The sequence below is a fragment of the uncultured Dubosiella sp. genome, from assembly GCF_964018005.1.
Classification (GTDB): Bacteria; Bacillota_I; Bacilli_A; order Erysipelotrichales; family Erysipelotrichaceae; genus Dubosiella; species Dubosiella muris.
The window spans coordinates 17,851-41,853 of record NZ_CAXHOA010000014.1 but is presented as its reverse complement, the minus strand read 5'-3'; the positions used below and the strand labels follow the sequence as shown (position 1 = coordinate 41,853).

The 24,003-nt window shown below is 52.2% G+C and carries 25 protein-coding genes and 1 other annotated feature; of the genes, 20 read left to right on the top strand and 5 right to left on the bottom strand.

Features of this window, described 5'->3' with window-relative positions; translation table 11 throughout:
- Positions 1 to 53: 53 nt before the first annotated feature.
- Positions 54 to 124, top strand: a sequence feature (ribosomal protein L21 leader region).
- A gap of 20 nt (positions 125 to 144) precedes the next feature.
- The 5 genes from rplU to ABNS49_RS10225 all read left to right on the top strand — a co-directional run bounded on the left by rplU (position 145) and on the right by ABNS49_RS10225 (position 3,266).
- Positions 145 to 447 (top strand): 50S ribosomal protein L21, encoded by a 303-nt coding sequence (rplU, locus tag ABNS49_RS10245; protein ID WP_135980343.1) that lies wholly within the window; start codon positions 145 to 147, stop codon positions 445 to 447.
- Positions 448 to 450: 3 nt separating this feature from the next.
- Positions 451 to 765 carry a ribosomal-processing cysteine protease Prp gene (locus tag ABNS49_RS10240; protein WP_135980344.1) on the top strand — a complete coding sequence of 105 codons (315 nt, stop codon included), beginning with the start codon at positions 451 to 453 and terminating at the stop codon, positions 763 to 765.
- Between the two features lie 2 nt (positions 766 to 767).
- Complete coding sequence (rpmA, locus tag ABNS49_RS10235; protein ID WP_135980345.1) at positions 768 to 1,052, top strand: 50S ribosomal protein L27; 285 nt, start codon at positions 768 to 770, stop codon at positions 1,050 to 1,052.
- Positions 1,053 to 1,174: 122 nt separating this feature from the next.
- On the top strand, positions 1,175 to 2,458 hold the full coding sequence (gene obgE / locus ABNS49_RS10230; RefSeq protein ID WP_135980346.1) for a GTPase ObgE: 1,284 nt from the start codon (positions 1,175 to 1,177) through the stop codon (positions 2,456 to 2,458).
- A gap of 13 nt (positions 2,459 to 2,471) precedes the next feature.
- Positions 2,472 to 3,266 carry a DUF3658 domain-containing protein gene (locus ABNS49_RS10225; protein ID WP_288342583.1) on the top strand — a complete coding sequence of 265 codons (795 nt, stop codon included), beginning with the start codon at positions 2,472 to 2,474 and terminating at the stop codon, positions 3,264 to 3,266.
- Here the strand turns inward: ABNS49_RS10225 and ABNS49_RS10220 are convergent, their stop codons facing one another.
- Entirely contained in the window at positions 3,267 to 3,923 is a 657-nt protein-coding gene (locus ABNS49_RS10220; RefSeq protein WP_135980348.1) for a Crp/Fnr family transcriptional regulator, read from the bottom strand.
- Positions 3,924 to 4,019: 96 nt separating this feature from the next.
- Here ABNS49_RS10220 and ABNS49_RS10215 point away from each other — a divergent pair, with 96 nt between their 5' ends.
- The 7 genes from ABNS49_RS10215 to ABNS49_RS10185 all read left to right on the top strand — a co-directional run bounded on the left by ABNS49_RS10215 (position 4,020) and on the right by ABNS49_RS10185 (position 12,069).
- Complete coding sequence (locus ABNS49_RS10215; RefSeq protein ID WP_135980349.1) at positions 4,020 to 4,877, top strand: YitT family protein; 858 nt, start codon at positions 4,020 to 4,022, stop codon at positions 4,875 to 4,877.
- Positions 4,878 to 4,934: 57 nt separating this feature from the next.
- Positions 4,935 to 5,687, top strand: a complete 753-nt coding sequence (locus tag ABNS49_RS10210; RefSeq protein ID WP_135980350.1) for an exodeoxyribonuclease III — start codon at positions 4,935 to 4,937, stop codon at positions 5,685 to 5,687.
- Positions 5,688 to 5,812: 125 nt separating this feature from the next.
- A complete protein-coding gene (ruvA, locus tag ABNS49_RS10205; RefSeq protein WP_135980351.1) occupies positions 5,813 to 6,394 on the top strand; it encodes a Holliday junction branch migration protein RuvA in 582 nt (193 codons plus the stop codon).
- A 3-nt stretch (positions 6,395 to 6,397) separates the two neighbouring features.
- Positions 6,398 to 7,414, top strand: coding sequence for a Holliday junction branch migration DNA helicase RuvB (gene ruvB / locus ABNS49_RS10200; RefSeq protein ID WP_277820812.1), 1,017 nt, complete (start codon positions 6,398 to 6,400; stop codon positions 7,412 to 7,414).
- 227 nt (positions 7,415 to 7,641) lie between these two features.
- Positions 7,642 to 9,198, top strand: a complete 1,557-nt coding sequence (locus tag ABNS49_RS10195) for a DHH family phosphoesterase (RefSeq protein ID WP_135980352.1) — start codon at positions 7,642 to 7,644, stop codon at positions 9,196 to 9,198.
- A gap of 104 nt (positions 9,199 to 9,302) precedes the next feature.
- The gene (locus tag ABNS49_RS10190) at positions 9,303 to 9,824 is read left to right on the top strand and encodes an adenine phosphoribosyltransferase (protein ID WP_135980353.1); all 522 of its coding nucleotides are present in this window, start codon (positions 9,303 to 9,305) and stop codon (positions 9,822 to 9,824) included.
- A 40-nt stretch (positions 9,825 to 9,864) separates the two neighbouring features.
- On the top strand, positions 9,865 to 12,069 hold the full coding sequence (locus ABNS49_RS10185) for a bifunctional (p)ppGpp synthetase/guanosine-3',5'-bis(diphosphate) 3'-pyrophosphohydrolase (RefSeq protein WP_277820813.1): 2,205 nt from the start codon (positions 9,865 to 9,867) through the stop codon (positions 12,067 to 12,069).
- Positions 12,070 to 12,079: 10 nt separating this feature from the next.
- Here ABNS49_RS10185 and ABNS49_RS10180 read toward each other — a convergent pair whose 3' ends face one another.
- Together ABNS49_RS10180 and ABNS49_RS10175 are read right to left on the bottom strand one after the other, a co-directional pair.
- Positions 12,080 to 12,658, bottom strand: coding sequence for a YdcF family protein (locus ABNS49_RS10180; RefSeq protein WP_135980354.1), 579 nt, complete (start codon positions 12,656 to 12,658; stop codon positions 12,080 to 12,082).
- Positions 12,648 to 13,667, bottom strand: a complete 1,020-nt coding sequence (locus tag ABNS49_RS10175; protein ID WP_135980355.1) for a nucleotidyltransferase family protein — start codon at positions 13,665 to 13,667, stop codon at positions 12,648 to 12,650. The genes ABNS49_RS10180 and ABNS49_RS10175 overlap by 11 nt, the downstream gene beginning before the upstream one ends.
- A gap of 115 nt (positions 13,668 to 13,782) precedes the next feature.
- Between ABNS49_RS10175 and ABNS49_RS10170 the strand changes: the two genes are divergently transcribed.
- The 8 genes from ABNS49_RS10170 (at position 13,783) to ABNS49_RS10135 (ending at position 22,694) form a co-directional block, all read left to right on the top strand.
- Positions 13,783 to 14,322: a DUF177 domain-containing protein gene (locus ABNS49_RS10170; RefSeq protein WP_135980356.1), complete on the top strand. Its 540-nt coding sequence runs from the start codon at positions 13,783 to 13,785 to the stop codon at positions 14,320 to 14,322.
- An 11-nt stretch (positions 14,323 to 14,333) separates the two neighbouring features.
- Entirely contained in the window at positions 14,334 to 14,504 is a 171-nt protein-coding gene (gene rpmF / locus ABNS49_RS10165) for a 50S ribosomal protein L32 (RefSeq protein ID WP_135980357.1), read from the top strand.
- 140 nt (positions 14,505 to 14,644) lie between these two features.
- Positions 14,645 to 16,201, top strand: coding sequence for a ribonuclease Y (rny, locus tag ABNS49_RS10160; RefSeq protein WP_135980402.1), 1,557 nt, complete (start codon positions 14,645 to 14,647; stop codon positions 16,199 to 16,201).
- Between the two features lie 162 nt (positions 16,202 to 16,363).
- On the top strand, positions 16,364 to 16,540 hold the full coding sequence (locus ABNS49_RS10155) for a 4Fe-4S binding protein (protein WP_135980358.1): 177 nt from the start codon (positions 16,364 to 16,366) through the stop codon (positions 16,538 to 16,540).
- Positions 16,541 to 16,606: 66 nt separating this feature from the next.
- Complete coding sequence (gene miaB, locus ABNS49_RS10150; RefSeq protein ID WP_135980359.1) at positions 16,607 to 18,046, top strand: tRNA (N6-isopentenyl adenosine(37)-C2)-methylthiotransferase MiaB; 1,440 nt, start codon at positions 16,607 to 16,609, stop codon at positions 18,044 to 18,046.
- A 39-nt stretch (positions 18,047 to 18,085) separates the two neighbouring features.
- Positions 18,086 to 19,768, top strand: coding sequence for a ribonuclease J (locus ABNS49_RS10145; protein ID WP_135980360.1), 1,683 nt, complete (start codon positions 18,086 to 18,088; stop codon positions 19,766 to 19,768).
- Between the two features lie 21 nt (positions 19,769 to 19,789).
- Complete coding sequence (locus ABNS49_RS10140; protein WP_135980361.1) at positions 19,790 to 22,243, top strand: DNA translocase FtsK; 2,454 nt, start codon at positions 19,790 to 19,792, stop codon at positions 22,241 to 22,243.
- A 31-nt stretch (positions 22,244 to 22,274) separates the two neighbouring features.
- The gene (locus tag ABNS49_RS10135) at positions 22,275 to 22,694 is read left to right on the top strand and encodes a RidA family protein (protein ID WP_135980362.1); all 420 of its coding nucleotides are present in this window, start codon (positions 22,275 to 22,277) and stop codon (positions 22,692 to 22,694) included.
- On the opposite strand, the gene ABNS49_RS10130 is transcribed toward ABNS49_RS10135, so the two are convergent.
- Both ABNS49_RS10130 and plsY read right to left on the bottom strand, forming a co-directional pair.
- Complete coding sequence (locus ABNS49_RS10130) at positions 22,621 to 23,097, bottom strand: competence protein ComK (RefSeq protein ID WP_277820815.1); 477 nt, start codon at positions 23,095 to 23,097, stop codon at positions 22,621 to 22,623. The two genes, ABNS49_RS10135 and ABNS49_RS10130, sit on opposite strands and share 74 nt — an antisense overlap.
- 44 nt (positions 23,098 to 23,141) lie before the next feature.
- Positions 23,142 to 23,765: a glycerol-3-phosphate 1-O-acyltransferase PlsY gene (plsY, locus tag ABNS49_RS10125; protein ID WP_135980364.1), complete on the bottom strand. Its 624-nt coding sequence runs from the start codon at positions 23,763 to 23,765 to the stop codon at positions 23,142 to 23,144.
- Between the last annotated feature and the right edge of the window lie 238 nt (positions 23,766 to 24,003).

Below are 24,003 nucleotides of genomic sequence, written 5' to 3'. Positions count from 1 at the left end.
CCAGTTGCATCCGCCGCCTTGGTTTTGTATAATACTTTCGTTGCAGACTGTTGAAGGTATTGCAACCGCCCAGAAAAGGTTCAAGCCGAGAAATCGCACCTTGATGGCGAGTCTCACAATTAGAAATGACAGGAGGTGCATGGAATGTACGCAATTATTGAAACAGGCGGAAAGCAGATCAAAGTGGAAAAAGACAGTGTGATCTTTGTTGAAAAAATCAATGCCAGCGAAGGAGATACTGTTGAATTCGATAAAGTTCTGTTCGCGGATGGAAAAATCGGTCATCCTTTCATCGAAGGAGCAAAAGTGACTGGTGTCGTTGAAAAACAAGGAAAAGGCAAGAAGATCACGATCGTGAAATACAAGCCGAAAAAATCCTCGACACGCCGCAAACAAGGACATCGTCAGCCTTATACGCAAATCAAGATCGAGTCCATCGAGGCGTAGGTCATGGTAAAGATTCGTATATCTACCCATCATAAAGATATACAAAACATTGATATAAAAGGTCACGCGATGGCGGGCGAATACGGACAGGACGTCGTATGCGCCGGAATCTCAAGCATTGTGTTTGGCGCGATGAACGCGCTGGACACGTTGTTTCCCGAATTCTGTGATTTCACCGTCGACGATGACCGCATCGGGATTTATGTCAAGCGATCCAGCGATTCGCTTCAGCTTGTGCTTCGGGCCGTGGTCCTTCAGCTCAAAACGATAGAGGAATCGTATTCCGATAAACTCAAATTCACTAGGAAAGAGGTGTGATCATGCGTTTTACATTAGATATTCAGTTTTTCGCTTCTAAAAAGGGAGTAGGTTCGACAAAGAACGGTCGTGATTCCCATTCGAAACGTCTTGGTGCCAAACTGGCCGATGGTCAAAAATGCCATGCCGGAAGCATCATTTATCGTCAGCGCGGAACGAAGATCCATCCGGGTAAAAACGTAGGCCGTGGGGGCGACGACACATTGTTCGCAACGGTAAACGGTGTCGTAAAATACGAACGGTTGGGAAAGAAGAAAAAACAAGTTTCTGTTTACCCAGAAGCGTAAACATGCAGAGGCCGCGAGGTCTCTCTTTTTTTCTTTTAAAAATCACTTCCGCGGCCAAAAAAGTCAAGGGGGTCGTTTTTCTTTTTTGAAAAACGTATAATAAAACCAATGGAGGCATTCCAATGTTTGTAGATCAAGTAAAAGTATTTATCAAAGCAGGAAACGGAGGCGACGGAATCGTCAGCTTCCGTCATGAAAAGTATGTAGCGTACGGAGGACCGTTTGGCGGGGACGGCGGCCGCGGCGGCGACGTCATCTTCGAAGCGGACCCGGGCATGACGACGCTGCTCGATTTGCGTTATCACCGCAAACTGATTGCCCAAAACGGCGAAAAGGGAAAAAACAAGCGCATGCACGGAGCCAACGGCGAAAGCCGCGTCGTCAAAGTGCCGCTGGGAACGCTTGTGAAACGGCTGGACAACGGCGCGATCGTCGCGGACTTGACGGAGCCGTTTCAGCAGCAGGTCGTGGCGAAAGGCGGCCGCGGCGGCCGTGGCAACTGCCATTTCAAATCGGCGCGCAACACGGCGCCAAAGTACGCGGAAAGCGGCCGTGAAGGCGAGGAGTACGAAGCCATCGTGGAACTGAAAGTGCTGGCGGACGTCGGACTCGTTGGGTTTCCAAGCGTTGGGAAGTCGACGTTTCTGGAAGCGGTCACCCGCGCCAAGCCGGAAATCGGCGACTATCCGTTCACGACAATCACGCCAAACGTCGGCGTGGTCCAGACCCAAGACGGACGCAGCTTTATTTTGGCCGATTTGCCGGGGCTTATCGAAGGAGCGAGCCAGGGCAAGGGACTTGGCCACCAGTTTTTGAAGCACATCGAACGGTGCCGGGTCATCATTCACGTGCTTGACATGGGCGGCGAGGAAGGCCGCGATCCGGTGGAGGACTACCGTGTCATCAACGAGGAGCTGAAAAACTATCATCTCCGGCTTATGGAGCGGCCGCAAATCGTTGTCGCCAACAAAATGGATTTGGAAAACGCCCAGGAAAATCTGGCTCGTTTCAAGGCGGCGTATCCGGATGTTCCGGTTTACGAAACGACGACGATCATCCACGAAGGACTGGATCCGGTTTTGCGCAAAGCGGCCGACTTGCTCGCGACGACGCCGGCGTTCCCGCTGGAAGCCGAGGACGGCAAGGAAACCGGTGTGGTGTACAAGTTCGAGGAAAAGAAAAAAGACGTGGAAATCACCGAGCTTGCGCCGCATGTCTGGGAAATCCGGGGTCCGAAAATCGAGAAGGCGTTCGATATCAAAAAGCTCAACACGGAGGAAGATTATTATTTGTTTGCCAACCGCATGCGTTATATGGGCGTGGATAAAATGCTGCGCGACGCGGGTGTGCAGGACGGCGACACGGTCCGTCTGGATGGATTTGAATTTGAATTTGTAGAAAATTAAGAAGGGAAACTGTATGATCCATGTATTTTTCTCGGAAGCCGGCGCCGGTATCATGAAACTGCATCAGGAGGCCGGCAAGATCGCGGCGGAGGACGAAATCGTCGCGCTGGCGTTCATGCTCGACCAAGGCGATATCCGGCTTCCATACGATTCGCAGTACCGCCTGGACCTCATTTACAAAATGTACACGCAAAACGGGCAGATCAAAAATCCGGACCATTTGTGGGAGTCGATTTACTCGTATGTGAAAAATGTCGATCGGTTGATCGAGGCGGCGAAAAACGGCGAGGAGATTTGCGTTTATTCGGAAAACTCGCCAGGCGACGTATCCGGCTTCATCTTCGTCTGCTCCCTGCTGGATCCATACGATATCAGCTTGCAGTACGTGGAGCTGCCGCAAATCGTCCACAATCCGGACTACACGACGTTGTTTCCGTCGCTTGAAAACATTTTGTACGAATATCTCGACTATGTGCTTTCGCTCAAAATCGAGATTCCTTATTTCGACGTGAATTACTACTCGATGATTTGGGAATCGCTGAAAAACGAAAACAGTTCGCTGCGGGCGGTCGTGAACGGGCAGCTCATGTCGGTTCGGGAGGACATTTACGACATCGTGATTTTGAACCGGTTCGAGACACCGAAATACGAAAGCCAGGGCATCGGGGAAATTTTAGGGATTTACCAGCAAAAGCTGAGCGATTATTTGCTCGCGGACCGGATCCAGACGCTCATCGACGAAGACGCGCTGACGATTCTGGAAGACTGCGAGCTGCCGTATCATCGCGTTTTAATTAAAACGAATTGATCAAAGCGAAGACCGGGCGAACTTTTCAAGGGTTGTCCGGTCTTTGATCGTGATGCGCCGGTATCCCAGCTCGATCAGCCCCCGGGCTTCCAGCGCTTTGAGCGCCCTTGTCACCGTCACGCGCTGAAGCGCGCAGCACTCCGCGATCTCCTGGTGGGAATATGGAATGGTGTCGTTTGCCACTTCGAGGGACGGATGCGGATCCTCGCTGATTTCCAGCAAAAAGTCGGCGATTCGCTCAGGCGCGTTTAAAAAGGTAAGCCGGCGGACGTGGCGGGCCAGAGCCTCGACGGAGTAGGACAAAAGGCGGATGATCTCGATGGCAAGCTCGCCGCTTTCCTGGGGACAGCGAAGCAAGTCGTCGATTTTCAGCTCGATGAGCTCAACCTGGGTAACGGCCTCGATGGACGTCGTTCGAATGGATTCCAGCAGCGGATCGGTCATGCCGACAAGCCGGCCTTCGCCAACGATTTCATACGTGAGCTCCTTGCCGCTTGCGTGAAGAAGAAAAGCCCGGACCCGGCCTTTTTGAATGTAAAAAAACGTATTGCCAAAGTCCTGCTGCCAATAAATCGTCTGGGCGGGAGAAAAAGTTTTTTTTGTGCCGATCCGGGTTAAAATCGCTTTGGACCGGGCGTTGAGCGGAATCGTTTTCATATCTTTATATTATCGAAAAAAACGTTTGAATTGTAGCTTAAGCTACATTTTTTGCAAACCGCTTTTTTTATAATAGACGTGCAAGGAGGGAAGCTTATGAAAACCATTCAATTCTTCGCGCGTATTTTACTTGGAAATTTTTTGCTGGCTGTGGCCGTCAACATGCTTGTCGTTCCATCGGGCTTTATCGCGGGCGGCTCGACGGGTCTTGCCTTGATCATTATGCATTGGGCGCGTCTGCCGTATTCGACCATCGTGACGGGCATCAACTTGTGCATGTTTGCGATCGGCTTTTTCTTTCTTGGAAAGAAGTTCGCGCTCACGACGCTGGTTTCCACCATCGTCTACCCGCTTTTCTTATCCATGACCGCTTTTCTAGCCGATATTGAACTCGTTTCCGATCCGCTGATTGCCGCTATCATGGCGGGCGGTTTGATGGGATGCGGTCTGGGGCTCGTTATCCAGTCCGGCGCCAGCACGGGCGGACTCGACATCCCGCCAATCATTTTGGAGCGCAAGTTTGGCTGGAGCGTTTCGGTCACGATGAACATCATGGACTTGTTTATTTTGGTATACCAAATCACGTACTCGACGCCGGAACAAATCATTTGCGGCTTGACGCTGGTGTTCGTGACGTATTTTGTGATGAATCAAATCATGACGTTTGGCAAGGCGGCGCTCCAGCTGATGATTATGAGCGCCCGGCATGAAATGATGCGCCAGCTGTTTGTCGATACGCTCGACAAGGGTGCCACGCTGTTTTGGATCGAAGGCGGCTACACGAAAAAGGAGGCGAAAGCGATTTGCGCCATCGTGGCTCGCAAAGAGCTGTACGAAGTCCAAAAGGCGATTTACGAAGTGGATCCCGAAGCGTTTGTGGTCGTTTCCAAAGTTTCGGAAGTGCGGGGACGCGGATTCAAGCCTCTTTCGCACCGGCCGGGCAAGATTGGATGAGAAAATGTTGAATTTCCGGCCGTTTTCCTCTACTCTTAAAGGGAAACAGGTGAAAGCATGAAATTATTAACATGGAATGTCAACGGGATCCGCGCGATCCAGAAAAAGGGATTCAACGAAGCCATCGAGGAGATCGGCGCCGATTTTGTTTGCTTGCAGGAAACGAAAGCGCAGCCGGAGCAAATCGACGTCGACGGCTTGTATCCGTATGTATATATGAATTCGGCGGTCCGCAAAGGATACAGCGGCACGCTGATCATGACCAACCGCGAGCCGTTGTCGGTTCGTTACGGGATCGGCTGCCAGGAACACGATCAGGAAGGCCGCGTCATTACACTGGAATACGACAGCTACTACGTCGTGACGGTGTACACGCCAAACGCCGGCGAAGAGCTTCGGCGTCTGGATTACCGCATCGCGTGGGATAAGGCGTTTGGGGCTTTTGTCGCCGCCCTGGACAAGCCGGTGCTGCTTTGCGGGGACTTGAATGTGGCGAACACGAATTTGGATGTGTACGATCCGCTGACGCTGGCGGGCTCGACCGGATTCACGAATGAGGAGCGGCTTGGCTTCCGGCGCCATTTGCTCAGCCAGCTGACGGATGCCTACCGGCTCGTCCACCCGAAAGAGCGCAAGTACTCGTGGTGGTCCTACTTTGACCGGGCCAGGGAAAAGGGCTGGGGCTGGCGCATCGACTACTGGCTTGTTTCGCCTTCGCTGGAAAGCAAGGTGGAGGAAGTCGAGATTTTGGACGGCGTTGGCGGCAGCGACCACTGTCCGGTGCTGCTGGACATCGACTTAAACGATTGAATCGAAAATCGACGGGATTCAGACGATTGTCTGTGTCCTTCTTTTTTATCCGAAGACCAATAAAAACGGGAATGGGATTTATAAGATGCAGATTGTCTGGTATACTAGGAAAAAGAGGAGAATGTATGATAGCTTTTGTGGAAGGGATCGTTCGCATCGTCCGGCCGGCGTCCGTTGTTTTGGACGTCAACGGCGTCGGATACGAGGTGTTCGTGTGCGATCCTTATAAATATAGAATCGGAAAAGTCACGTTTCTTTACACGTATCATCAAATCCGGGAAGACGCGCAGACGTTGTTTGGATTCGATACGGAAATGGACTACGAGATTTTTACGCGGCTGCTCAACGTGAAAGGGATCGGCGCCAAAACCGCGCTGGCGATGCTGACAAAATGCCCGGGCGCCGACATGGCGCGCGCCATCGAGGAAGGCGATGTCAAACTGCTTAAAAGCCTGCCGGGCATCGGCGTCAAGAGCGCCAGCCAAATCGTGCTGGATCTGCAAGGAAAGCTCGTTTCGATCCAGCGCGAGGAAATCGAGATCGGCGATCCGGTTTGGATGCAGACGCAGGAGGCGCTCGAGGCGCTTGGATACAAAGCGAACACGCTGCAGTCCATCAAGAAGGAACTGCAGGACGCCGGCTATGAGAGCGTGGACGAAATGCTTCGCCACGCGCTGATGCTGCTGGCCAAACGAAACGGGGTGTAATCAATGGAAGAAAGAACGATGGACGCCAGAGAGCAGGCGGGCGACCAGATCGAGGTGTCGCTGCGGCCGGCGAGCCTGGAGGAATACATTGGGCAAAGCGAGCTGAAGGCGAACTTGAGGGTGTTTATCCACGCGGCCAGAGCGCGCAACGAGGCGCTCGACCACGTGTTGCTGTACGGGCCTCCCGGGCTTGGAAAGACGACGCTGGCGTATATTTTGGCGCATGAGATGGGCGGAAACCTGAAAACGGCCAGCGGGCCTTCCATTGAAAAAAGCGGCGATCTGGCGGCGATCCTGTCCACGCTCGAGCCAGGGGACGTGCTGTTTATCGACGAGATCCACCGTCTGCCCAAACAAGTCGAGGAAGTGCTCTATCCGGCGATGGAGGACTATTGTCTGGATATCGTGGTTGGCAAGGATACGGGATCGGTGCACAACATCCGGCTCTCGCTGCCGCCGTTCACCCTTGTGGGAGCGACGACGCGGGCCGGAGATTTGAGCGCGCCGCTGCGCGACCGCTTTGGTATCGTGGATCAGCTTCAATATTACGAACTGGCGGACTTGCGAAAAATTGTCGCCCGCACCTCACGGGTCATGGCCACGCCCATCGAGGAGGCGGCGCTGGACGAGGTGGCGCTTCGCTCGCGGGGGACCCCGCGGATCGCGAACCGGTTGTTTCGGCGCGTGCGCGATTTCGCCCAGGTATACAACGAGGGCGTGATTTCGCTGGATGTGGCGCGAGACGCGCTGGACCGGCTGCATGTCGACCATCTCGGTTTGGACGCGGTCGATCACAAATATCTGCTTGGCATTATCGAGCGGTTCCGGGGCGGTCCGGTCGGACTGGAGGCGTTGTCTTCGAGCATCGGGGAGGAGCCGATGACGATCGAGGATATGTACGAGCCGTATTTGCTTCAAATCGGATTCATCAACCGGACCCCGAAAGGACGGATCGCGACGCAAAAAGCGTACGACCACTTTCATATTCCGCGAGAGGAAAAAGCAACAGGAAACAAATGAGAAAAAGCGTTCGGTGGCGGATGGCCGGCTGCGGAGCGCTTTTTTTGTTTCGTTTTCAGCCGCATTGCCGTATAATGAAGGGCATGCAAACAGGGAGCCTGGACACGGACTTCCGAAAAACAACATTTGAATTTGAGAAAACAGAGGATGAAAAGGATAAAAGATCGAAAGGAGAAGCAGGAGGTTCCTCGCGCGGCGCTGCCGCGAGTATCCGCTCCTGAATCGCGATGAAACATTTGACACCTTTGGCGCAGGAAATTTTGCAGACGCTCGAACCCGATCCAACCCGGCAGGCGCAATGGCTCGAACACGCGCCGCTGTATCCAGTCAGCCAGGATCCGGAAATGGAAAGCTTTAAAGAGTGGATGGAAGAGGCCAAGCAAGCAGGTCAAAAGGTTTTCGTAGCGGGCGACTACGACTGCGACGGAATCATGGCGACCTCGATCATGGTTTCGGGGTTGCGCGCGTTCGGGCTGGAAGTCGGATTTTACATTCCGGACCGCATCAAGGAAGGCTATGGACTGCATCCGCGTACCGTTGGGCTCGCGCATGAAAAAGGATACCAGATCATTGTGACGGTCGACAACGGCATCAAGGCCGCCGAGGCGCTGGAGCTGGCCAAAACGCTGGGCATGACGACCATTGTTACCGACCACCATACGATCGAGGAGGAAACGGACTGCGATGTGCTCATTCATCCCGCCAGGCTGGAAGACGAGTTTTCCACGCTGTGTGGAGCCGGGGTGGCGTACGAGTGCGTCCGCGCGCTCGGACAGGCTACCGACTATCATTTGATCATGGCGGCGGTGGCTTCGATTGCCGACGTGATGCCGGTGACAAAACAGACGCGTCGCCTCATTCAGCATGGCCTTGACCGGCTCAACGAGAAAAAGGAAATCCATATTTCCAGCTTTATTAAAGACAGCCACGTGACGGAAACGACGCTCGCGTTCCAGGTCGTGCCGAAAATCAACGCGATCGGCCGGCTGTCGAACATGGCGAACGCCAACAACGTCGTCCGGTATTTGCTTTCGGAGGATCCGGCGGAAATTATGAAGCTGAACGCCCAAATCGAGCAAATCAACGAGCGCCGCAAGACGATTTCCGCGCAAATGAGTGAACAGGCGATGCGACAGGTCGATCCGGGACAGCCGGTCAACCTGATCATGTCCCCGGGATTTCACGAAGGGATCATCGGGCTGGTTGCCGGCAACTTGATGAACCAGACCGGCAAGCCGACGATCGTGGCGGCGAAAAACGTCGACGGGTTTAAAATGAGCATGCGGGCGCCGGAAGGGTTCGACTGCATGGCGTTTCTCAATCCGTTTCCCTCGTTTTCGGCGTGTGGCGGCCATAAGCAGGCGGCGGGATTTTCGGTCGATTTAGACGACTACGAGGCGTTCGAGCGCTTTATCCGGCAGCGGGGCGCCCAGTACGAGTGGAGCGTGCCGCTGGAAAAAAACGAAATCGAAATCGACGAAAGCCAGATCCAAATCGAGGCCATCGAGAGTCTGGACGCCTTGCGTCCGTTTGGACCGGGCTTTGAGATGCCGGTGTTTAAAATCAGCAAGCCGGCCATTAAAAACCTGTACGATTTCCAAAACGCGCGCCATCGGCGGTACACGCTGCAAAGCGGGGTGTGCTGCATGCGTTTCAACCAGCCAAGAAGCGAGATTTCCAAAAGCGTCAACCGGATCCAGTGCTTTGAGGGCGAGCTGCAAATCAGCGAGTATCGGGGACGCAAGCAAGCCAGCTTTATGATCGACAAAATCGTGTACGACTAAAGGGCGGAATTTCTTGTATTCGTTTTCGTTACCCGATAAAATAAGTAAATGTAAACACGAAGACCATTGAATCCAATTTCATGGGTTTAGAAAGAGGACAATCTATGAATATCAAAAACTACATCGAGAGCATTCCCGATTTTCCAAAAAAAGGAATCATGTTCCGCGATATCACGCCGATTTTGGCACATCCGGAAGCGATGCGTTATGTGACCGGGCAAATCGTGGAGTTCGCCAAAAAAGTGGACGCCAACTTGATTGTGGCGCCGGAAGCGCGCGGGTTCTTTTTTGGAACGCCGGCGGCAATCGAGGCCAATATCGGTTTCGCGCCGGTGCGCAAGCCAGGCAAGCTGCCGCGCGAGACGATGTCGGTAACCTACGAGCTGGAATACGGCGAGGACGAGCTGCAAATGCATGTGGACGCGATCCACGAAGGGGATCGGGTGCTGATCGTGGACGATTTGCTGGCGACCGGCGGAACCGTGGACGCGATCGTGCGGCTCGTGGAATCGCGCAAAGCCAAAGTGGTGGGCATCGCGTTTGTGATCGAGCTGGATGATTTAAAAGGAAGAGAGAAATTCAAGGACATTCCCGTCCTCGCTCTAACCCATTACGAGGGAGAATAAAAAAAACAAAACGAGGCGATGAAAGGAAAGGTGATTGGCGTTGGGTGTAAAAAACGAAGTGACATTTGAAGAATGCATGCAAAACGTGCAGACATATATCAAAAGACCGGAAAATCTCGATTTGATTCGAAGGGCGTACGCGTTCGCGCACGAGCATCATGCCGGGCAGTTCCGGAAAAGCGGCGCGCCCTACGAGGTCCATGTCATCCAAGTCGCCAACACGCTGGCGCTTCTTCACTCGGGACCGAAAACCATCGCGGCCGGGTTGCTGCACGACACAGTCGAGGACTGTGAAGGCGTGGATCACGACACGATCGTCGAATCGTTTGGCGAGGAAATCGCCATGCTTGTGGACGCGGTCACGAAAATCAAGGCGATCAAGTTCAAAGACGAGAAGGAATACTTGGCGAGCAACCACCGCAAGCTGTTTATTGCGCTGGCCAAAGACGTGCGTGTCATCTTGATCAAGCTGGCGGACCGGCTGCACAACATGCGCACGCTGGAATACATGAAGCCCGAAAAACAAAAGAAAATCGCCTCGGAAACACTGGCGGTGTACGCGCCGATCGCGCACAGGCTCGGTATTTCCCAGGTCAAAAACGAACTGGAGGATTTGTCCTTCAAGTATTTGTTCCCGGAAAAATACGAGCAAATCAAGCAGCTTGTGCGGCAGCGGGAAAGCGACCGCAACGAGCAGGTGCAAAATATGATTGGCGAAATCGAGCAAATCATGAAGACATACAAGATCCCGTACCGGATCTTTGGTCGTTCCAAACATTTTTACAGCATCTATAAAAAGATGAAAACGAAAAACAAGCGGTTCGAGGAAATTCTCGACTTGCTCGCGATTCGAATCGTCACCGACTCCGAAGTGCACTGCTATGAGATTCTCGGGTATATCCATGCCAAGTACCGGCCGATTCCGGGCCGTTTCAAAGATTACATCGCGATGCCGAAAGCCAATATGTACCAGTCGCTGCACACGACAATCGTAGATCCGGAAAACGGCCATATTTTCGAGATCCAGATCCGTACCGAGCAAATGGACGCGGTGGCGGAGCGCGGCGTGGCGGCTCACTGGAAATACAAGGAAAGACCGGGCGCGTCCATGGAAATCCAGCAAAAAGAGATCGAGGACAAACTGTCGTGGTTCCGCGATTTCTCGATGATGACCGACGAGGAGAGCGAGGATCCGCTCGAGTACATGAACGTACTGCAAAAAGATATTTTCGAGGCCAACGTGTACTGCATGTCGCCGCGCGGCAAAATCATCGCGCTGCCGCCGGGCTCGACACCAATCGACTTCGCGTACCGCATCCATACCGAGGTTGGACATAAAACGGTGGGCGCCACGGTGAACGGAGCGATCGTTCCGTTGAATACCGAGTTGAAGACGGGGGACGTCGTCGACATTTTGACGAGCAACAATTCCAACGGCCCGAGCAAGGACTGGATCAAAATCGTGAAGTCGGGCCACGCCCGCAACAAGATCCGCGCCTTTTTGCAAAAACAGGAGCATCAAAACCGCAAGGAGCTAATCAAAAAGGGCGAGCACGATTTGGCGGAGGAGTTCAAACGGCTCGATTTGGACGACTCGCTGCGCACCCATAAACGGATCGAGTCGATTTTGCAGACGCTGTCTTTCAAGACGGTGGACGATTTGTTTGTCGGCATCGCCAACCGGCGCGTTTCGCTGCAAGCGATGGTGGATCGTTTGGCGAAAAACCGGAACTCCGCGCTCAGCGCCGAGGAAATTGTCAAGATCATCAACAAATCGCCACAAAAAACGCCGAAGTCAAGCGGCTGCGGCGTCGTGGTGCCGGGAATCGACACGATCGCGGTGTCTTTGGCCAACTGCTGCTCCCCGATTCCGGGAGACACGATTTTAGGCTATATATCCAAAGGGCAGGGAGTCAAGGTGCATCGCAAAGACTGTCCGAACATCGTCAACGAGACGAAACGGCTCATTCCCGTGGCGTGGGATGAAAATCTGGAAGAGAAAATTTACGAAGTCAAGCTTGTCGTGTATTCGGATGACCGGAACTATTTGCTGAGCGATATCGTCACCATGCTTCAGCAATCCAACGCGTATTTAAAGCAGGTCGATTCGTCGGTGGACGACAACCGGCTGACGGCGACTACGAAGCTGACGGTGGGCGTACGCAACGCAGACCACTTGCAAGTCATTATCGCCAATTTAAAAAAAGTCCGCTCCGTCAATGAGATCGTGCGGACGATCCAATAAAAAAGAAGTTTCAAACTTCTTTTTTTGTCGCTTTTTTTTGCCGTTCGATGGAAATGAAGATCCAGCGGGAGGCGATTTCGCGAAGGATATGGCGCGGCTTGTGATCCGGATACGTATAAACGCTGTGGTCTGTGAAAAAATCGCGAGCCATGGCGTCGGCGCGCGGGGCGTGGAGAGAGGACGTGATAATTAAAAGCGGGACATCTCCTATACGCTCCTTTGCGTATTTTAAATTTTCATACGTGTTACGGGCTTTGGTTTCGAGAATGAGTGGAACCGGGGCCGCCGCCTCGATCCATTTTGCCATTTCCCGCGCTTCGACGAATTCGTTTTTCACGTTCGAACCGCTAATGACCAGCGTGTCGAACCGGCCCTGTCGCCAGGCTTCGAGCGCGGTTTCGCACCGCAGACGCTGGGAAGTGGACATCGTGCCGTCGTCGTGGCTCGGGCAGCCAAGCAGCAGCGCGTACGGATAATGCAAACGCGCCGGCTGAACGGGCGGGATATATGCGCGGTACACGCGAAAGGCAACGAGAAGGCCAAGCAAAAGAAAGAGGAGCAGGAGCCACAAAAAAGCGTTAGCGGACATACAACTCCTCCCGGACCGGATGGGTCATGACGCTTTCGTACAGCGCTTTGGTTTTCAGGCGCACTTCTTTCAGGAAGGGCGGCATCTGGGCGAATTTCGAGTACAGCACGCAGTCTTTTTTAATCGTGTTCAAATACTTGCGGCCGGTTTCGTTGCAGGCTAGCAGGATCGAGCCTTCCAGACGTTCGTGCTCGCGCATTTGTTCTTTGGTGATTTGCAGCATCAAAAACAAGCAGGTGCGCTGAATACGCGCCTTGGTGTACGTCTTGGAAATGGAGGCGTTTAAAAATCCGTTCCAGTCCGCGTGCTTTTTCGCGTTTTCAATGAGGCGGTGTTCGATTCCCTCGTTGACGAGAAATAGCTTCGAAAGCGCGGCGGGCGCGCTCATTTGTAAAAAGGTGCGTAAATAAGGATAGTACGATTCCCACCGCTGCTCGGGAAGAAACCATTCGCTCATCCATTCGTTTTGGGAACCGGAAAAAAAGTCGTCGCGCGTTTTGGTGGCGCTTTTGAACCGATCGTCGCGCTGAATGCACAAAGGCGTGATGCCGGCTTGCCGCGCGTAACGAATATACTGCATGCCAAGAATATCGTTGGGCCCGACGCGGGCGCCGATGTTTTTTTGCCAGCTCGTCCCGGGATTGGCTTCCAGCGCGTTCAAGGCGGCCAGCTGTCGTTCCAGCTCGTCGATGTCGTTGGTTTCCGAGCCAAAGCACACCCCATCGACGTGCAGGTTGCGCAGCGTGTCGATGGCGTTGCGGGCGAAGCGGTCGGCGCTTTGAGCCGCGTAGACGGCCGGCAGCTCGACGACGATGTCGGCGCCATGCTCGATGGCCAGACGGGCTTTTTGGTAAGGCTCGATAAGCGAGGGCAGTGCGCGCTGGGTAAAATATGAGGAGAGCACGACGACAAGCACAGAGCAGCCGCTGACTTGCCGGGCCTGCTGCAAGTGGTGCAGGTGGCCTGCATGCAAGGGATTGTATTCGACAATAATTCCACAAGTTTTCATAGGGTTATCTTATCATGGATGGCAAGGATTGTGATATGATAGAAAAAGAAAACCGCATCCGAAGAAACCGGAGAAGAAACGTTGACATTTATTTTGGGATTCTTTATAATATCAGATGCGGCATGAGGTGAAAATCGTGAAGTTTACGAAAAAAGAATTTTTATCCGCCCCGCTGGGGAAAATCGCCGTCGATGAATGGATCGCGGTCGAGGAAAACGATTTGCTTCATCATACTCAAGTCAAGTCCATTCCAAAGGTGCATATTACAGGCGATCTGCAATATGACGGATCCACTTTAGTCTATTCCAATCTGGAATTGGAGGGCGTGATGATCGTTCTGGATTCCATTACGTTGGAGGATCTGGAAGTGGAGTTTGACACGGAGTCGCATGAAACGTACTCATTTGTTCCGATCAAAGAGGAGAGGCGGGATGAAGAGGTCATCGTCGTCAAGCACGACACGATCGACATCAACCCCGAGGTGTTTCAGGCGGTGCTGTACGAGGCGCCGATGAGCATCACCCGTCTTCCAAGAGATCAATATCCGAAAGGAAACGGATGGCAGGTGATTTCGGATCAGGACCAGAACGATCACGAGGAAAAGATTGATCCGCGATGGGAAAAACTGAGTGAATTCAAATTGGATGATGACTAGGAGGTGCAGGCATGGCTGTTCAACAAAGAAGAAATTCAAAAACACGGAAAGCAAAGCGCAGAACTCATTACAAATTGGTAAAACCGGAACTGACGAAATGTCCAAGCTGCGGTGAATACAAACTGGCGCATAAAATGTGTTCTTGTGGAGAATATAACGGCAGAAAAGTCGTTGAAAAATAAGGATGTAGAAGATACATTCCTTTTTTTTTTGTATTTTTTGAAAGAAAATGGCGACGTTTACGCAATATAGACAATCATCGGGTTCTGGAGTATAATAAACGTGCTTTACGGACTCATTTTAAAGACAAAGGAGGGTCATGATGAACACAGGTGTTATCGTCTCTTTGTCTGGGATCGCAGGTATAGTTTTGGGAGTTCTGATTATGGTCGGGTACTCCCGCGCAGGTTTGAATAAAAATCAGCAAAAAGCAGAGCAAATCTTGAAAGAGGCGGAAATCGAAGCGGACGCGAAGGTAAAGCAGGCCGTTCTCGATGGAAAGACGCAGGTCCATGAACTGCGTATTGAAGCGGAGAAGGAAATCAAAGAGAGAAAACAAGAATCCATGCAGTTTGAAAACAAGCTGCTTCGTCGAGAGGACAACTTGAATTTTCGTGATGAGGCTCTCTCGCAAAAAGAGCGCCAGATTTCGGATAAGCTGCAAAAAGTAACCGAAAAGCTCTCATCCCTAGATGAAAAAGAGAAAAAGCTACAAAAGCAGATCGACCAGCAGATCGTCGTGCTGGAGGGCGTCGCCAAGATGTCGAGCCAGGACGCGCAAAAGGAACTGTTTGCGAAAGTAGAAAAAAAGATGGAACATGAAACGGTCGCTTATATCAAAGACAAAGAAGAAGAAGCGAAAGCGACCGCAACCGAGAAAGCACAAAACATTATCGCGCTGGCGATCGAGCGGATGGCGCAGCAGGAAACGCAGGAACGCACCGTATCGGTTGTCGCCATTCCGGGCGAGGAGATGAAAGGCCGGATCATTGGCCGCGAAGGGCGAAACATTCGCTGTTTCGAACAGGCGACCGGCGTCGAGCTGAACATCGACGACACGCCGGATTTGATCACGATCACATGCTTCAACCCGATTCGGCGCGAAGTGGCGCGTCTGGCGCTGGAGCATCTCATTCGGGATGGCCGCATTCAGCCGGGCCGCATTGAGGAAGTCGTGAAAAAGTATCAAAACGAAGTCGATCAGGAGATCATGAAGGCGGGAGAGGAAGCCATTTTCAAACTGGGAATCGGCCGCATCGACCGCGAGATCATCCGTCTGGTCGGCACGTTGAAATACCGCTACTCCTACGGGCAGAACGCGTTGCAGCATAGTATCGAGGTCGCGTTTCTGGCCGGCGCCATGGCGGTGGAACTGGGCTTGAACCAGCAAATCGCCAAACGGGCCGGACTGCTTCACGATATCGGCAAGGCGCTCAATATCGAGCAGCAGGAAGGCAGCCATGTGGAGCTGGGATACAAGTTCTGTAAAAAGCACGGGGAAAAGGACATCGTGCTCAACGCTATTCAATCCCACCACTACGATGTGGAACCGAAGTATTTGACTTCGCATCTTGTGATCGCGGCGGATACGATTTCGGCCGCCAGACCAGGCGCGCGCAAGGAAAGCGCGCAGGCGTACATCAACCGGCTTGAAAATCTGGAAAAGATTGCCACAAGCTTCGATGGCGTACAACAGGCCTACGCGATCCAGGCGGGACGCGAAATTCGCATCCTCGTCAATCCGGAGCGCGTCGACGACGTGACTTGCGTGAAGATCGCCCGCGAGATCCGCGAGAAGATCGAAAGCGAGCTGACATACCCCGGTCAGATCAAAGTCAATGTCATCCGCGAAGTTCGGGCGCAGGAACTGGCGAAATAAACAATCCGAGAAAAGAAGAAACCAACCGGTTTCCTCTTTTTTTATGCGAAAGAAACCTCTTACAAGTAAGTCATCGCTTACCAAACCGCCTTGATTCAACGATTTCTATGAGTATAATAAATTTATAAGTGAAATAAAAATGAAAACAGGAGGAACCAGGAAATGGCAGCAAAAGTAGATCAGGAAATTTGCATCGGATGTGGTGCTTGCGTAGGCGTTTGCCCAGTTGGCGCAATCACGTTGAACGACGAAGGAAAAGCGCATGTAGACGCTGATATGTGCATCGACTGTGGTGCTTGCGTAGGCGTTTGCCCAGTTGGCGCAATCACATTAGAATAATTGGCATTAATCATGCTATAATGAAACCAAGCGAAAACGCTTGGTTTTTTTTTGGAGGAGTTTTCTATGAAAATCAAAGAGAAATGGTCGCTCCCGAATTTGAAGGAAGCAGCGCGGCGGACCCGCTCCGCTGTGGAACGGGTGGACCAGTTTTATATTCCAGCCAACGCCCTTGATTTGGGAGAGGGCAAAACATACGCGATTTCCACGTATGGCTGTCAGGCCAACGAAAGGGACTCGGAAACGATTGCCGGTATTTTGGAAACGATCGGTTTCCGGCCGGCCGACGATCTTGAACACGTCGACCTCATTATCATCAACACGTGCGCGATTCGCCAAAACGCGGAGGAAAAGGTGCTTGGCGAAATCGGCAACTTCAAACGCCTGTACCGCAACAATAAAAACCTCGTGATCGGCGTTTGCGGCTGCATGGCCCAGGAAGACGCGTTCGTCCATCTCGTGCTTGAGAAATATCCGCAAGTGCGTCTGCTGTTTGGCACGCACAACATTCAAGATCTTCCCGTGATGCTGTATGACGTGATGGTGAATCACGAAAAAGTCGTGCAAGTGTATTCCAAAGAAGGGGAAGTGTATGAAAATCTGCCTGTGAAACGCTTTGGACAGCACAAAGCCTGGGTCAATATCATGTACGGCTGCGACAAGTTTTGCACGTACTGCATCGTTCCGTACACCCGTGGCAAGCAGCGTTCGCGGACGATGGACGAGATCTTAAAAGAAGTGCAGGAACTCAAAGATGCCGGCTACAAGGAAGTGACGCTGCTTGGACAAAACGTCAACGCGTACGGCAAGGATCTGGACGAAGGCATCGACTTCGCGACTTTGCTGGAAGAAACCGCCAAGATTGGCATTCCGCGGATCCGGTTTATGACGAGCCATCCTTGGGATTTCACAAACGAGATGGTTGACGTCATTGCCCAATACGACAACATCATGCCGTTTATCCATTTACCTGTTCAATCCGGTGACGATGAGATCCTGCGCCGGATGGGACGTCGCTACAGCGCCGAATCGTATTTGAAGCTGTACAAAAAAATCATGGACACGATTCCGAACGCCGCCGTGTCGACGGACATCATCGTCGGTTTTCCAAACGAAAGCGACGAGGCGTTCGAGCACACGCTTGAGCTGGTGCGCCAGTGCCAGTTTGACAACGCGTTCACGTTCATTTACTCTCCGCGTCTGGGTACGCCGGCGGCCCGGATGGAAGACGATATCGACATGGATACGAAGCGGGAGCGCCTGTATCGGCTCAACGAGGAGTGGAACCGGCACGCTTTAAAGAAAAACAAGGCGTATGTCGGAAAAACAGTGACGGTTTTAGTCGATGGCGCGAGCAAAAACAACCAAAATGTCTTTGCCGGCCACACCGATACGAACAAGCTTGTCAACTTTACAGGGACGAATGTGCGCGCCGGCGATTTCGTCGAGGTTTTGATTACCGACGCAAAAACATTCTCTCTCGACGGGAAAGCTGTTGAATTGTGATATAATGTATAAAATGTCAACGAAACAACAGGAGGTATTATGAGCGAAAATAAACCGGAACTAAAAAAAGAAAAAATCCGGATCTTTATGCTTGGCGGACTGGACGAAGATGGAAAAAACATGATCTGCGTCGAAGTCGAGCGAAAAATCTACATTATCGAAGCAGGTTTGAAATTCCCGGACGCGAAAGAATCGCTGGGAATCGAATACATTATTCAGGATTTTTCCTATTTGATTGAACACAAAGATAATATTGCGGGAATTATCATTACGCATGGACACGACGATGTCATGGGCGCGCTGCCGCATCTGCTCAAGCAGGTCAAGGCGGATATTTACACGTCGCCTCTGGCCGCCAAAGAAATCATGAAGATGCTGAAAAAAGAGAAGATCACGGGCGTTCGCGTCCACACGGTCAAGCGCCACGATCAAAAACGAATCGCGCGCCGCAAGGTGCTGTTCTTCCCGATCACGCACGCCTACCCGGGCACGTTCGGGGTGGCGATCGCGACCACGCAAGGATACGTCGTCTATTCGGGCGAGTTCATCGAAGACTATAATGACTTGGACGACAACTACCGGGGCAATATCACGATTGGAGCCAAACTCGGCAAAGAGGGCGTGCTCGTTCTTTTGCAGGAAAGCAAAGGCGCCGAGCGGGCCGGGCACACGTCGCCAAGTCATCAGGTGACGAAAAACTTCGACCAGATTCTCGACTTGAACCACGATACCCGGATCTTTGTCAGCGTGTATACGCAATCCGTTTACCGGATCCAGGAAATCATCGAGTGCTGTATCAAGCACAATCGAAAGTTCGTCCTTTACACGCGGGAGCTTCAGGAGCGCATCAAGGGCCTCCAGCAAATCGGATTCCAAATTCCGGATCATTTGCTTGTCGACACGTCGCAAATCGGCAAGATCAAGGACGTCGTGGTTCTCATTAGCGGACAAGGACGGCCTCTGTTTACCTTGATGTCGAATATCGCCAACGACGAGGTGGAAAACATCGACATTCGTCCGGAGGACTTGATCGTCATCGCCTCGCCAATCGTTCCAGGTGTTGAGAAAGTGTTCAAAAACATGGAAAACGATATTTACAAACGGGGCGGCCGGTTGCAGATTCTCGATAAAAACGTGCTGAGCATGCATCCGTCCAAGGAGGACTTGAAGATGATGATCTTCCTGACGCGGCCAAAATACTACATTCCAGTCAAAGGGGAGTACCGCATGCTGTGCGCCAACGCGATGATCGCCGAGGAGATGGGCATTCCGCCGGAACACATCTTATTGCTGGACAACGGACAAGTGGCGCAGTTTGAAGACGGCGAGCTTGTTTCCACCAAAATGGAGCTCCAGCTTCACGACACGATGATCGACGGTAAGGAAAACTGGGATATGGCCGGCGTCGTTCTCAAGGACCGCGAGATCCTGTCGACGGATGGGGTCATGATCCTGGCCATCGGCGTCGACGCGAAAACGAAAAAGATCGTCAACGGACCGGATATCCAGTCGCGGGGGCTGATCTACCTCAAGGATTCGGAATACATCACGAGCGATGTGGCGAAAATCATGGAGGAAACGATCGAGGAAAACGTCAAAAACAAGACGTACGACAACCTCGAAACAAGACAGGACATCCGCGACAAGGTGGCGAAATACTTGTTCAAACAAACCGCCAAACGGCCGATGGTTCTGCCGGTGATCCTGGAGATCAACCAATAACACGTAGAAAGAGAGGGTAATATGGCAGCTGCCAAAAAACGAAAACAAACACGAAAGAAAACAACTGCCTCAAAATCAGCCTCTAAAAAAGCACAAACGTACTGGCAAAAGTCCCGGTTGTTCCGTTTGTGCTTTCTGCTTTGCGTCATCTGCGCCTTTTTGCTCGCCAGCTTCAAGCTGGGGATCGTGGGCTCGTTTTTCTTTAACTTGGTGGCGTACTTTTTCGGAGTGCTGACGTATCCGGTCCTGATTGGCGGCGTGGCCTATTCGGTCTGGATCATCTACAACAACGACAAAAAAAAGATTCCCAAGCGCTACTATGCCGGGACGGCGTTCATCGGGATCGCGATCCTGCTTTTTCAAGGATGCCGCGAATTCGAGGCGCATGAGGCGTGGTACGGGGCCCAGAAGATCTTTGTGAATTTGTGGCCTGTTCTTAGCAGCCAGATTCGCTTTTCCTCGGGACTGGTCGGGGCGCTGCTCAGTGGCGTCACGCGCAGCATGTTCGACAAAACCGGAACGTATTTGATTGCGGGCATCTTCGCTTTGATCGGTGTCATCATGCTCAGCTACACGTGGTTTTTGGATCATCCGCAATCCATCACGCTGCCCAAGCGCAAGGAGCGAACAGAACCCGATCCATACGACGAGCTCTTCGATGAAGTGTACGAGGAATTCGAGCCGGCCCCAAAACAAAGCCCGTTTCGGATCATCGACGCCGCTTCCATGTACGACGAGGAAAAGCCAGCGAAGAAGAAAACAAAAAAAGCGAGAAAGGCGACGATGCTTGGCATGACGCCGGATATCGTGGCCGAGAAAAAAACGAAGGCCGCCAAACCGGTGAAAACGCCGCCGGAACCCGCTGCTTCCACGTCGCATTCGACGCAAAAAAACGAGGATGTCGTCATTCACGACAGCGCGGCCAATCCTTTTAAAGAGGAGCGGACTCGAAAGCCGGCCCGGGCTTCGAAAAAAGAATCCGGTCCGGCGCCGGACATTGTGGAACCGCTGGCATCGTACGACGCGACCGATGCCGAATACGCGCTGCCACCGCTTGACTTGCTCGACGACATCCAGTCGCCGGCACGCGGCTCGTCCAATATGCAGGCCGCCAAAACGCAAGGACAAAAGCTTATTGAAATTTTAGAGGAATTCAATGTCAAGGCGGAGCTCAAGGAGATCCATATCGGTCCTTCGGTCACAAAGTTTGAAATCAAGCCGGAGCTTGGCGTGCGGGTGTCGCGGATCTCGGGACTTCAGGACGACATCAAAATGGCGCTGGCGGCGACGGACATCCGCATCGAGGCGCCGATTCCGGGCAAAAGCGCGGTCGGCATCGAGATTCCGAATATCGACAAGACTCCGGTGCAAATGAAGGATTTGATGCGCAGCGTTCCCGCTTCCAAAGCCGGGCAGAAGCTGTTGTTCGTGCTCGGAAAGGATTTGATGGGCGACAACGTCTTTGGCGTGCTGGACCGGATGCCGCACTTGCTGATCGCGGGCGCGACCGGTTCGGGAAAATCGGTGTGCGTCAACACGATCATTTGCTCGTTGCTCATGCGTACCCGTCCGGATGAGGTGAAACTCATTTTGATCGATCCGAAAAAAGTCGAATTCACGCCGTACAACGACATTCCGCATTTGCTCGCGCCCGTCATCACGGACGGCGATTTGGCGAACAAGGCGCTAAAAGTCGTCGTGCAAATGATGGATTCGCGTTACGACTTGTTTGGCACGACCGGGGTGCGCAACATCACGGCTTACAACGAGTATGTGCGCTCCCATCCGGAAGAAAACCTGAAGGAACTTCCGAAAATCGTCGTCATTATCGACGAGCTGGCAGACTTGATGCTCGTAGCCGCTAAGGAAGTCGAGCAATCCATCCAGCGCATCACGCAGCTGGCCCGGGCGGCCGGCATCGTGCTTATTGTCGCTACGCAGCGGCCAAGCGTGGATGTCATTACAGGCGTCATCAAGTCGAATATTCCAAGCCGGATCGCGTTTGCGGTCGCCTCGCTGGTGGACTCGCGGACGATTCTCGACCAGGCGGGCGCCGAGCGGCTGCTTGGATACGGGGACATGCTGTATTTGCCAAACGGCGAAAACTCGCCGCGGCGGGTGCAGGGCGTCTTTATTAAAGACGACGAAGTCAACCGCATCGCCGCCCATGTGAAGGCGCAGGCGAAGCCAAAGTACGACGACGCGTTCATCACGCTGAAAGACTTGCAAAGCCAGGGGCAGGAGGTCGCCAGCGAAAGCGCGGATCCGCTGTATAACGAGGTGAAGCATTTCGTGATTACGACGCGGAAGGCGTCGACGTCCTTGATCCAGCGAAAGTTCTCCATCGGGTATTCCCGGGCGGCTCGTCTGATCGACGTTTTGGAGGAAAACTCCATTATCGGTCCGGCGAATGGAAGTAAGCCGCGGGAGGTGCTTGTGCAAAACGCTATGGAACCTTTGGAAGATTCCATATAATACAACTATGAAAGGAAGGCCGTAAACGAAGATGAATATTTTTTTAAAGATTGGTGACTCCGTTCCGCGGGATGAATGCATTTCCGAAATCGTGCAGCTGGGCGATTTTGTGTACATGTCGGCGCAAACGGGCCGGGGACAGACCTTTCAGGAGCAATGCGTGACCGCTTGCTATCGAGTCATTGACGTATTGAAAGATCTTGATTTGAGGATGGATCATCTCGTCAAATACACTGTTTACTTAACAGACATTACGTTAAGAGAGGAATTTTTATCCGTATTTAAAAACTTTGTGGAAGCGCCGTATCCGGCGATGACGATCGTAGAGGTGAGTGGGTTGGAAAACAACGCGATGGTCGCGATCGAAGGAACGGGAGTCAACACGCTTCGGCATGAAAAGACAATGCAGTCCTCGAACTGCTCAGATTGCGATGAGGAGACGACGCATTAGGAAGGATCTCGTTCGCCAGTTTGTGGCGGAAGCAGAAAATCAAACCGATTAGACGCTCGATTCGCCGCGGATGAATACAAACAATGGATGTGTGATCGTGGAAAACGACCTCGCATCTTTTTTTGTTGGTGTGGTCGATGCGGGCGATCGCTTGCGCGTTGATCCATAAATTGTCCTCTGCTTCGAAAAAAATATGCTCGTCGTTGACATACACCGGAACGTGCTTGCGGATATCCACATGGTATTTGAACGCTTCGATCCGTCCGGCTAGGGAAGAACCGAAAGAAAGGCACATCTCGTTAAGAAAAGAGGAAATGGTCGGGAAAGAAAAGCTCATCGGCCCGTGGACGTGGAGCACGTTCACGACGGATTGAGCGAAATTGTACATCATATAATTTATCATAAAAAACACCTTACAAAAGTAAGGTGTCCAAAACGTGCCAAAAGCTACATCCATGAAATTTTTCGTTCTTCGCCGTTGCGAATCGCGACAATATTTTTCGTGTGCCGGTAAACAACAAGCGCCGACATGAGCCAGCAGGCGAGAATGATCAGGATGTTGTCCGCATTAAAATACCATAAAACCGCTGTAATGTATAGCGTACCGCAAAGGATTCCGCAAATGCTGGCCAGCGATACGAACTTGAACAAATACAAAGTGATAAAAAACATCGCAAACGGCACAAGAAAGAACGACGCGTCTTTGAAAACGAAAAGGCTCATTCCCAATAAAAAACCAAATACGGTGCTGACCGCCTTCCCGCCATGAAAGTGGGCGAAAACCGGATAGCAGTGGCCGATGCAGCACGCCAGTCCGGTCCACGTGGCGACGACAGGCGAAATCAGGCTGGCTACGCCAAGCGCCGCGACGACTTTGAGCACATCGCACACGATGACCGCGATGCCGGCTTTTTTGCCGAGCACCCGCCCGGCGTTGGTTCCGCCTAAGTTTCCGGAACCGTGTTTTCGAATATCGGTATGGTAAAAGAGTTTACCAATAATGAGCGCAAACGGGATGGAGCCAAGCAGGTAGCCCAGGACCAAACACAAGAGCGAGTACAATATATTCATTTCATTCACCTCGTAGTTCATTTTAACACATTTTTTAAAAACTGCCGGAATCGAATTCGCAGATTCGGCAATGTTTGTTTTGCCAAATCAAAAAAAACTCCTATAATAGAAGGCAGACTGTCTGCGCTCGGGAAGAGAGCGTCCACTTTTCTGCGAATTTTATAGAAAAGAATAAAATATTCTGTGTTTTTATCGTGTAAAATCATAAAAAGTGGTATTATAGACGAAGACACCCCAA

Coding starts and splice junctions, on each gene's coding strand:
- rplU (WP_135980343.1), top strand. CDS start 145: ATGTACGCAATTATTGAAACAGGCGGAAAGCAGATCAAAGTGGAAAAA.
- ABNS49_RS10240 (WP_135980344.1), top strand. CDS start 451: ATGGTAAAGATTCGTATATCTACCCATCATAAAGATATACAAAACATT.
- rpmA (WP_135980345.1), top strand. CDS start 768: ATGCGTTTTACATTAGATATTCAGTTTTTCGCTTCTAAAAAGGGAGTA.
- obgE (WP_135980346.1), top strand. CDS start 1,175: ATGTTTGTAGATCAAGTAAAAGTATTTATCAAAGCAGGAAACGGAGGC.
- ABNS49_RS10225 (WP_288342583.1), top strand. CDS start 2,472: ATGATCCATGTATTTTTCTCGGAAGCCGGCGCCGGTATCATGAAACTG.
- ABNS49_RS10220 (WP_135980348.1), bottom strand. CDS start 3,923: ATGAAAACGATTCCGCTCAACGCCCGGTCCAAAGCGATTTTAACCCGG.
- ABNS49_RS10215 (WP_135980349.1), top strand. CDS start 4,020: ATGAAAACCATTCAATTCTTCGCGCGTATTTTACTTGGAAATTTTTTG.
- ABNS49_RS10210 (WP_135980350.1), top strand. CDS start 4,935: ATGAAATTATTAACATGGAATGTCAACGGGATCCGCGCGATCCAGAAA.
- ruvA (WP_135980351.1), top strand. CDS start 5,813: ATGATAGCTTTTGTGGAAGGGATCGTTCGCATCGTCCGGCCGGCGTCC.
- ruvB (WP_277820812.1), top strand. CDS start 6,398: ATGGAAGAAAGAACGATGGACGCCAGAGAGCAGGCGGGCGACCAGATC.
- ABNS49_RS10195 (WP_135980352.1), top strand. CDS start 7,642: ATGAAACATTTGACACCTTTGGCGCAGGAAATTTTGCAGACGCTCGAA.
- ABNS49_RS10190 (WP_135980353.1), top strand. CDS start 9,303: ATGAATATCAAAAACTACATCGAGAGCATTCCCGATTTTCCAAAAAAA.
- ABNS49_RS10180 (WP_135980354.1), bottom strand. CDS start 12,658: ATGTCCGCTAACGCTTTTTTGTGGCTCCTGCTCCTCTTTCTTTTGCTT.
- ABNS49_RS10175 (WP_135980355.1), bottom strand. CDS start 13,667: ATGAAAACTTGTGGAATTATTGTCGAATACAATCCCTTGCATGCAGGC.
- ABNS49_RS10170 (WP_135980356.1), top strand. CDS start 13,783: ATGCGGCATGAGGTGAAAATCGTGAAGTTTACGAAAAAAGAATTTTTA.
- rpmF (WP_135980357.1), top strand. CDS start 14,334: ATGGCTGTTCAACAAAGAAGAAATTCAAAAACACGGAAAGCAAAGCGC.
- rny (WP_135980402.1), top strand. CDS start 14,645: ATGAACACAGGTGTTATCGTCTCTTTGTCTGGGATCGCAGGTATAGTT.
- ABNS49_RS10155 (WP_135980358.1), top strand. CDS start 16,364: ATGGCAGCAAAAGTAGATCAGGAAATTTGCATCGGATGTGGTGCTTGC.
- miaB (WP_135980359.1), top strand. CDS start 16,607: ATGAAAATCAAAGAGAAATGGTCGCTCCCGAATTTGAAGGAAGCAGCG.
- ABNS49_RS10145 (WP_135980360.1), top strand. CDS start 18,086: ATGAGCGAAAATAAACCGGAACTAAAAAAAGAAAAAATCCGGATCTTT.
- ABNS49_RS10140 (WP_135980361.1), top strand. CDS start 19,790: ATGGCAGCTGCCAAAAAACGAAAACAAACACGAAAGAAAACAACTGCC.
- ABNS49_RS10135 (WP_135980362.1), top strand. CDS start 22,275: ATGAATATTTTTTTAAAGATTGGTGACTCCGTTCCGCGGGATGAATGC.
- ABNS49_RS10130 (WP_277820815.1), bottom strand. CDS start 23,097: ATGATAAATTATATGATGTACAATTTCGCTCAATCCGTCGTGAACGTG.
- plsY (WP_135980364.1), bottom strand. CDS start 23,765: ATGAATATATTGTACTCGCTCTTGTGTTTGGTCCTGGGCTACCTGCTT.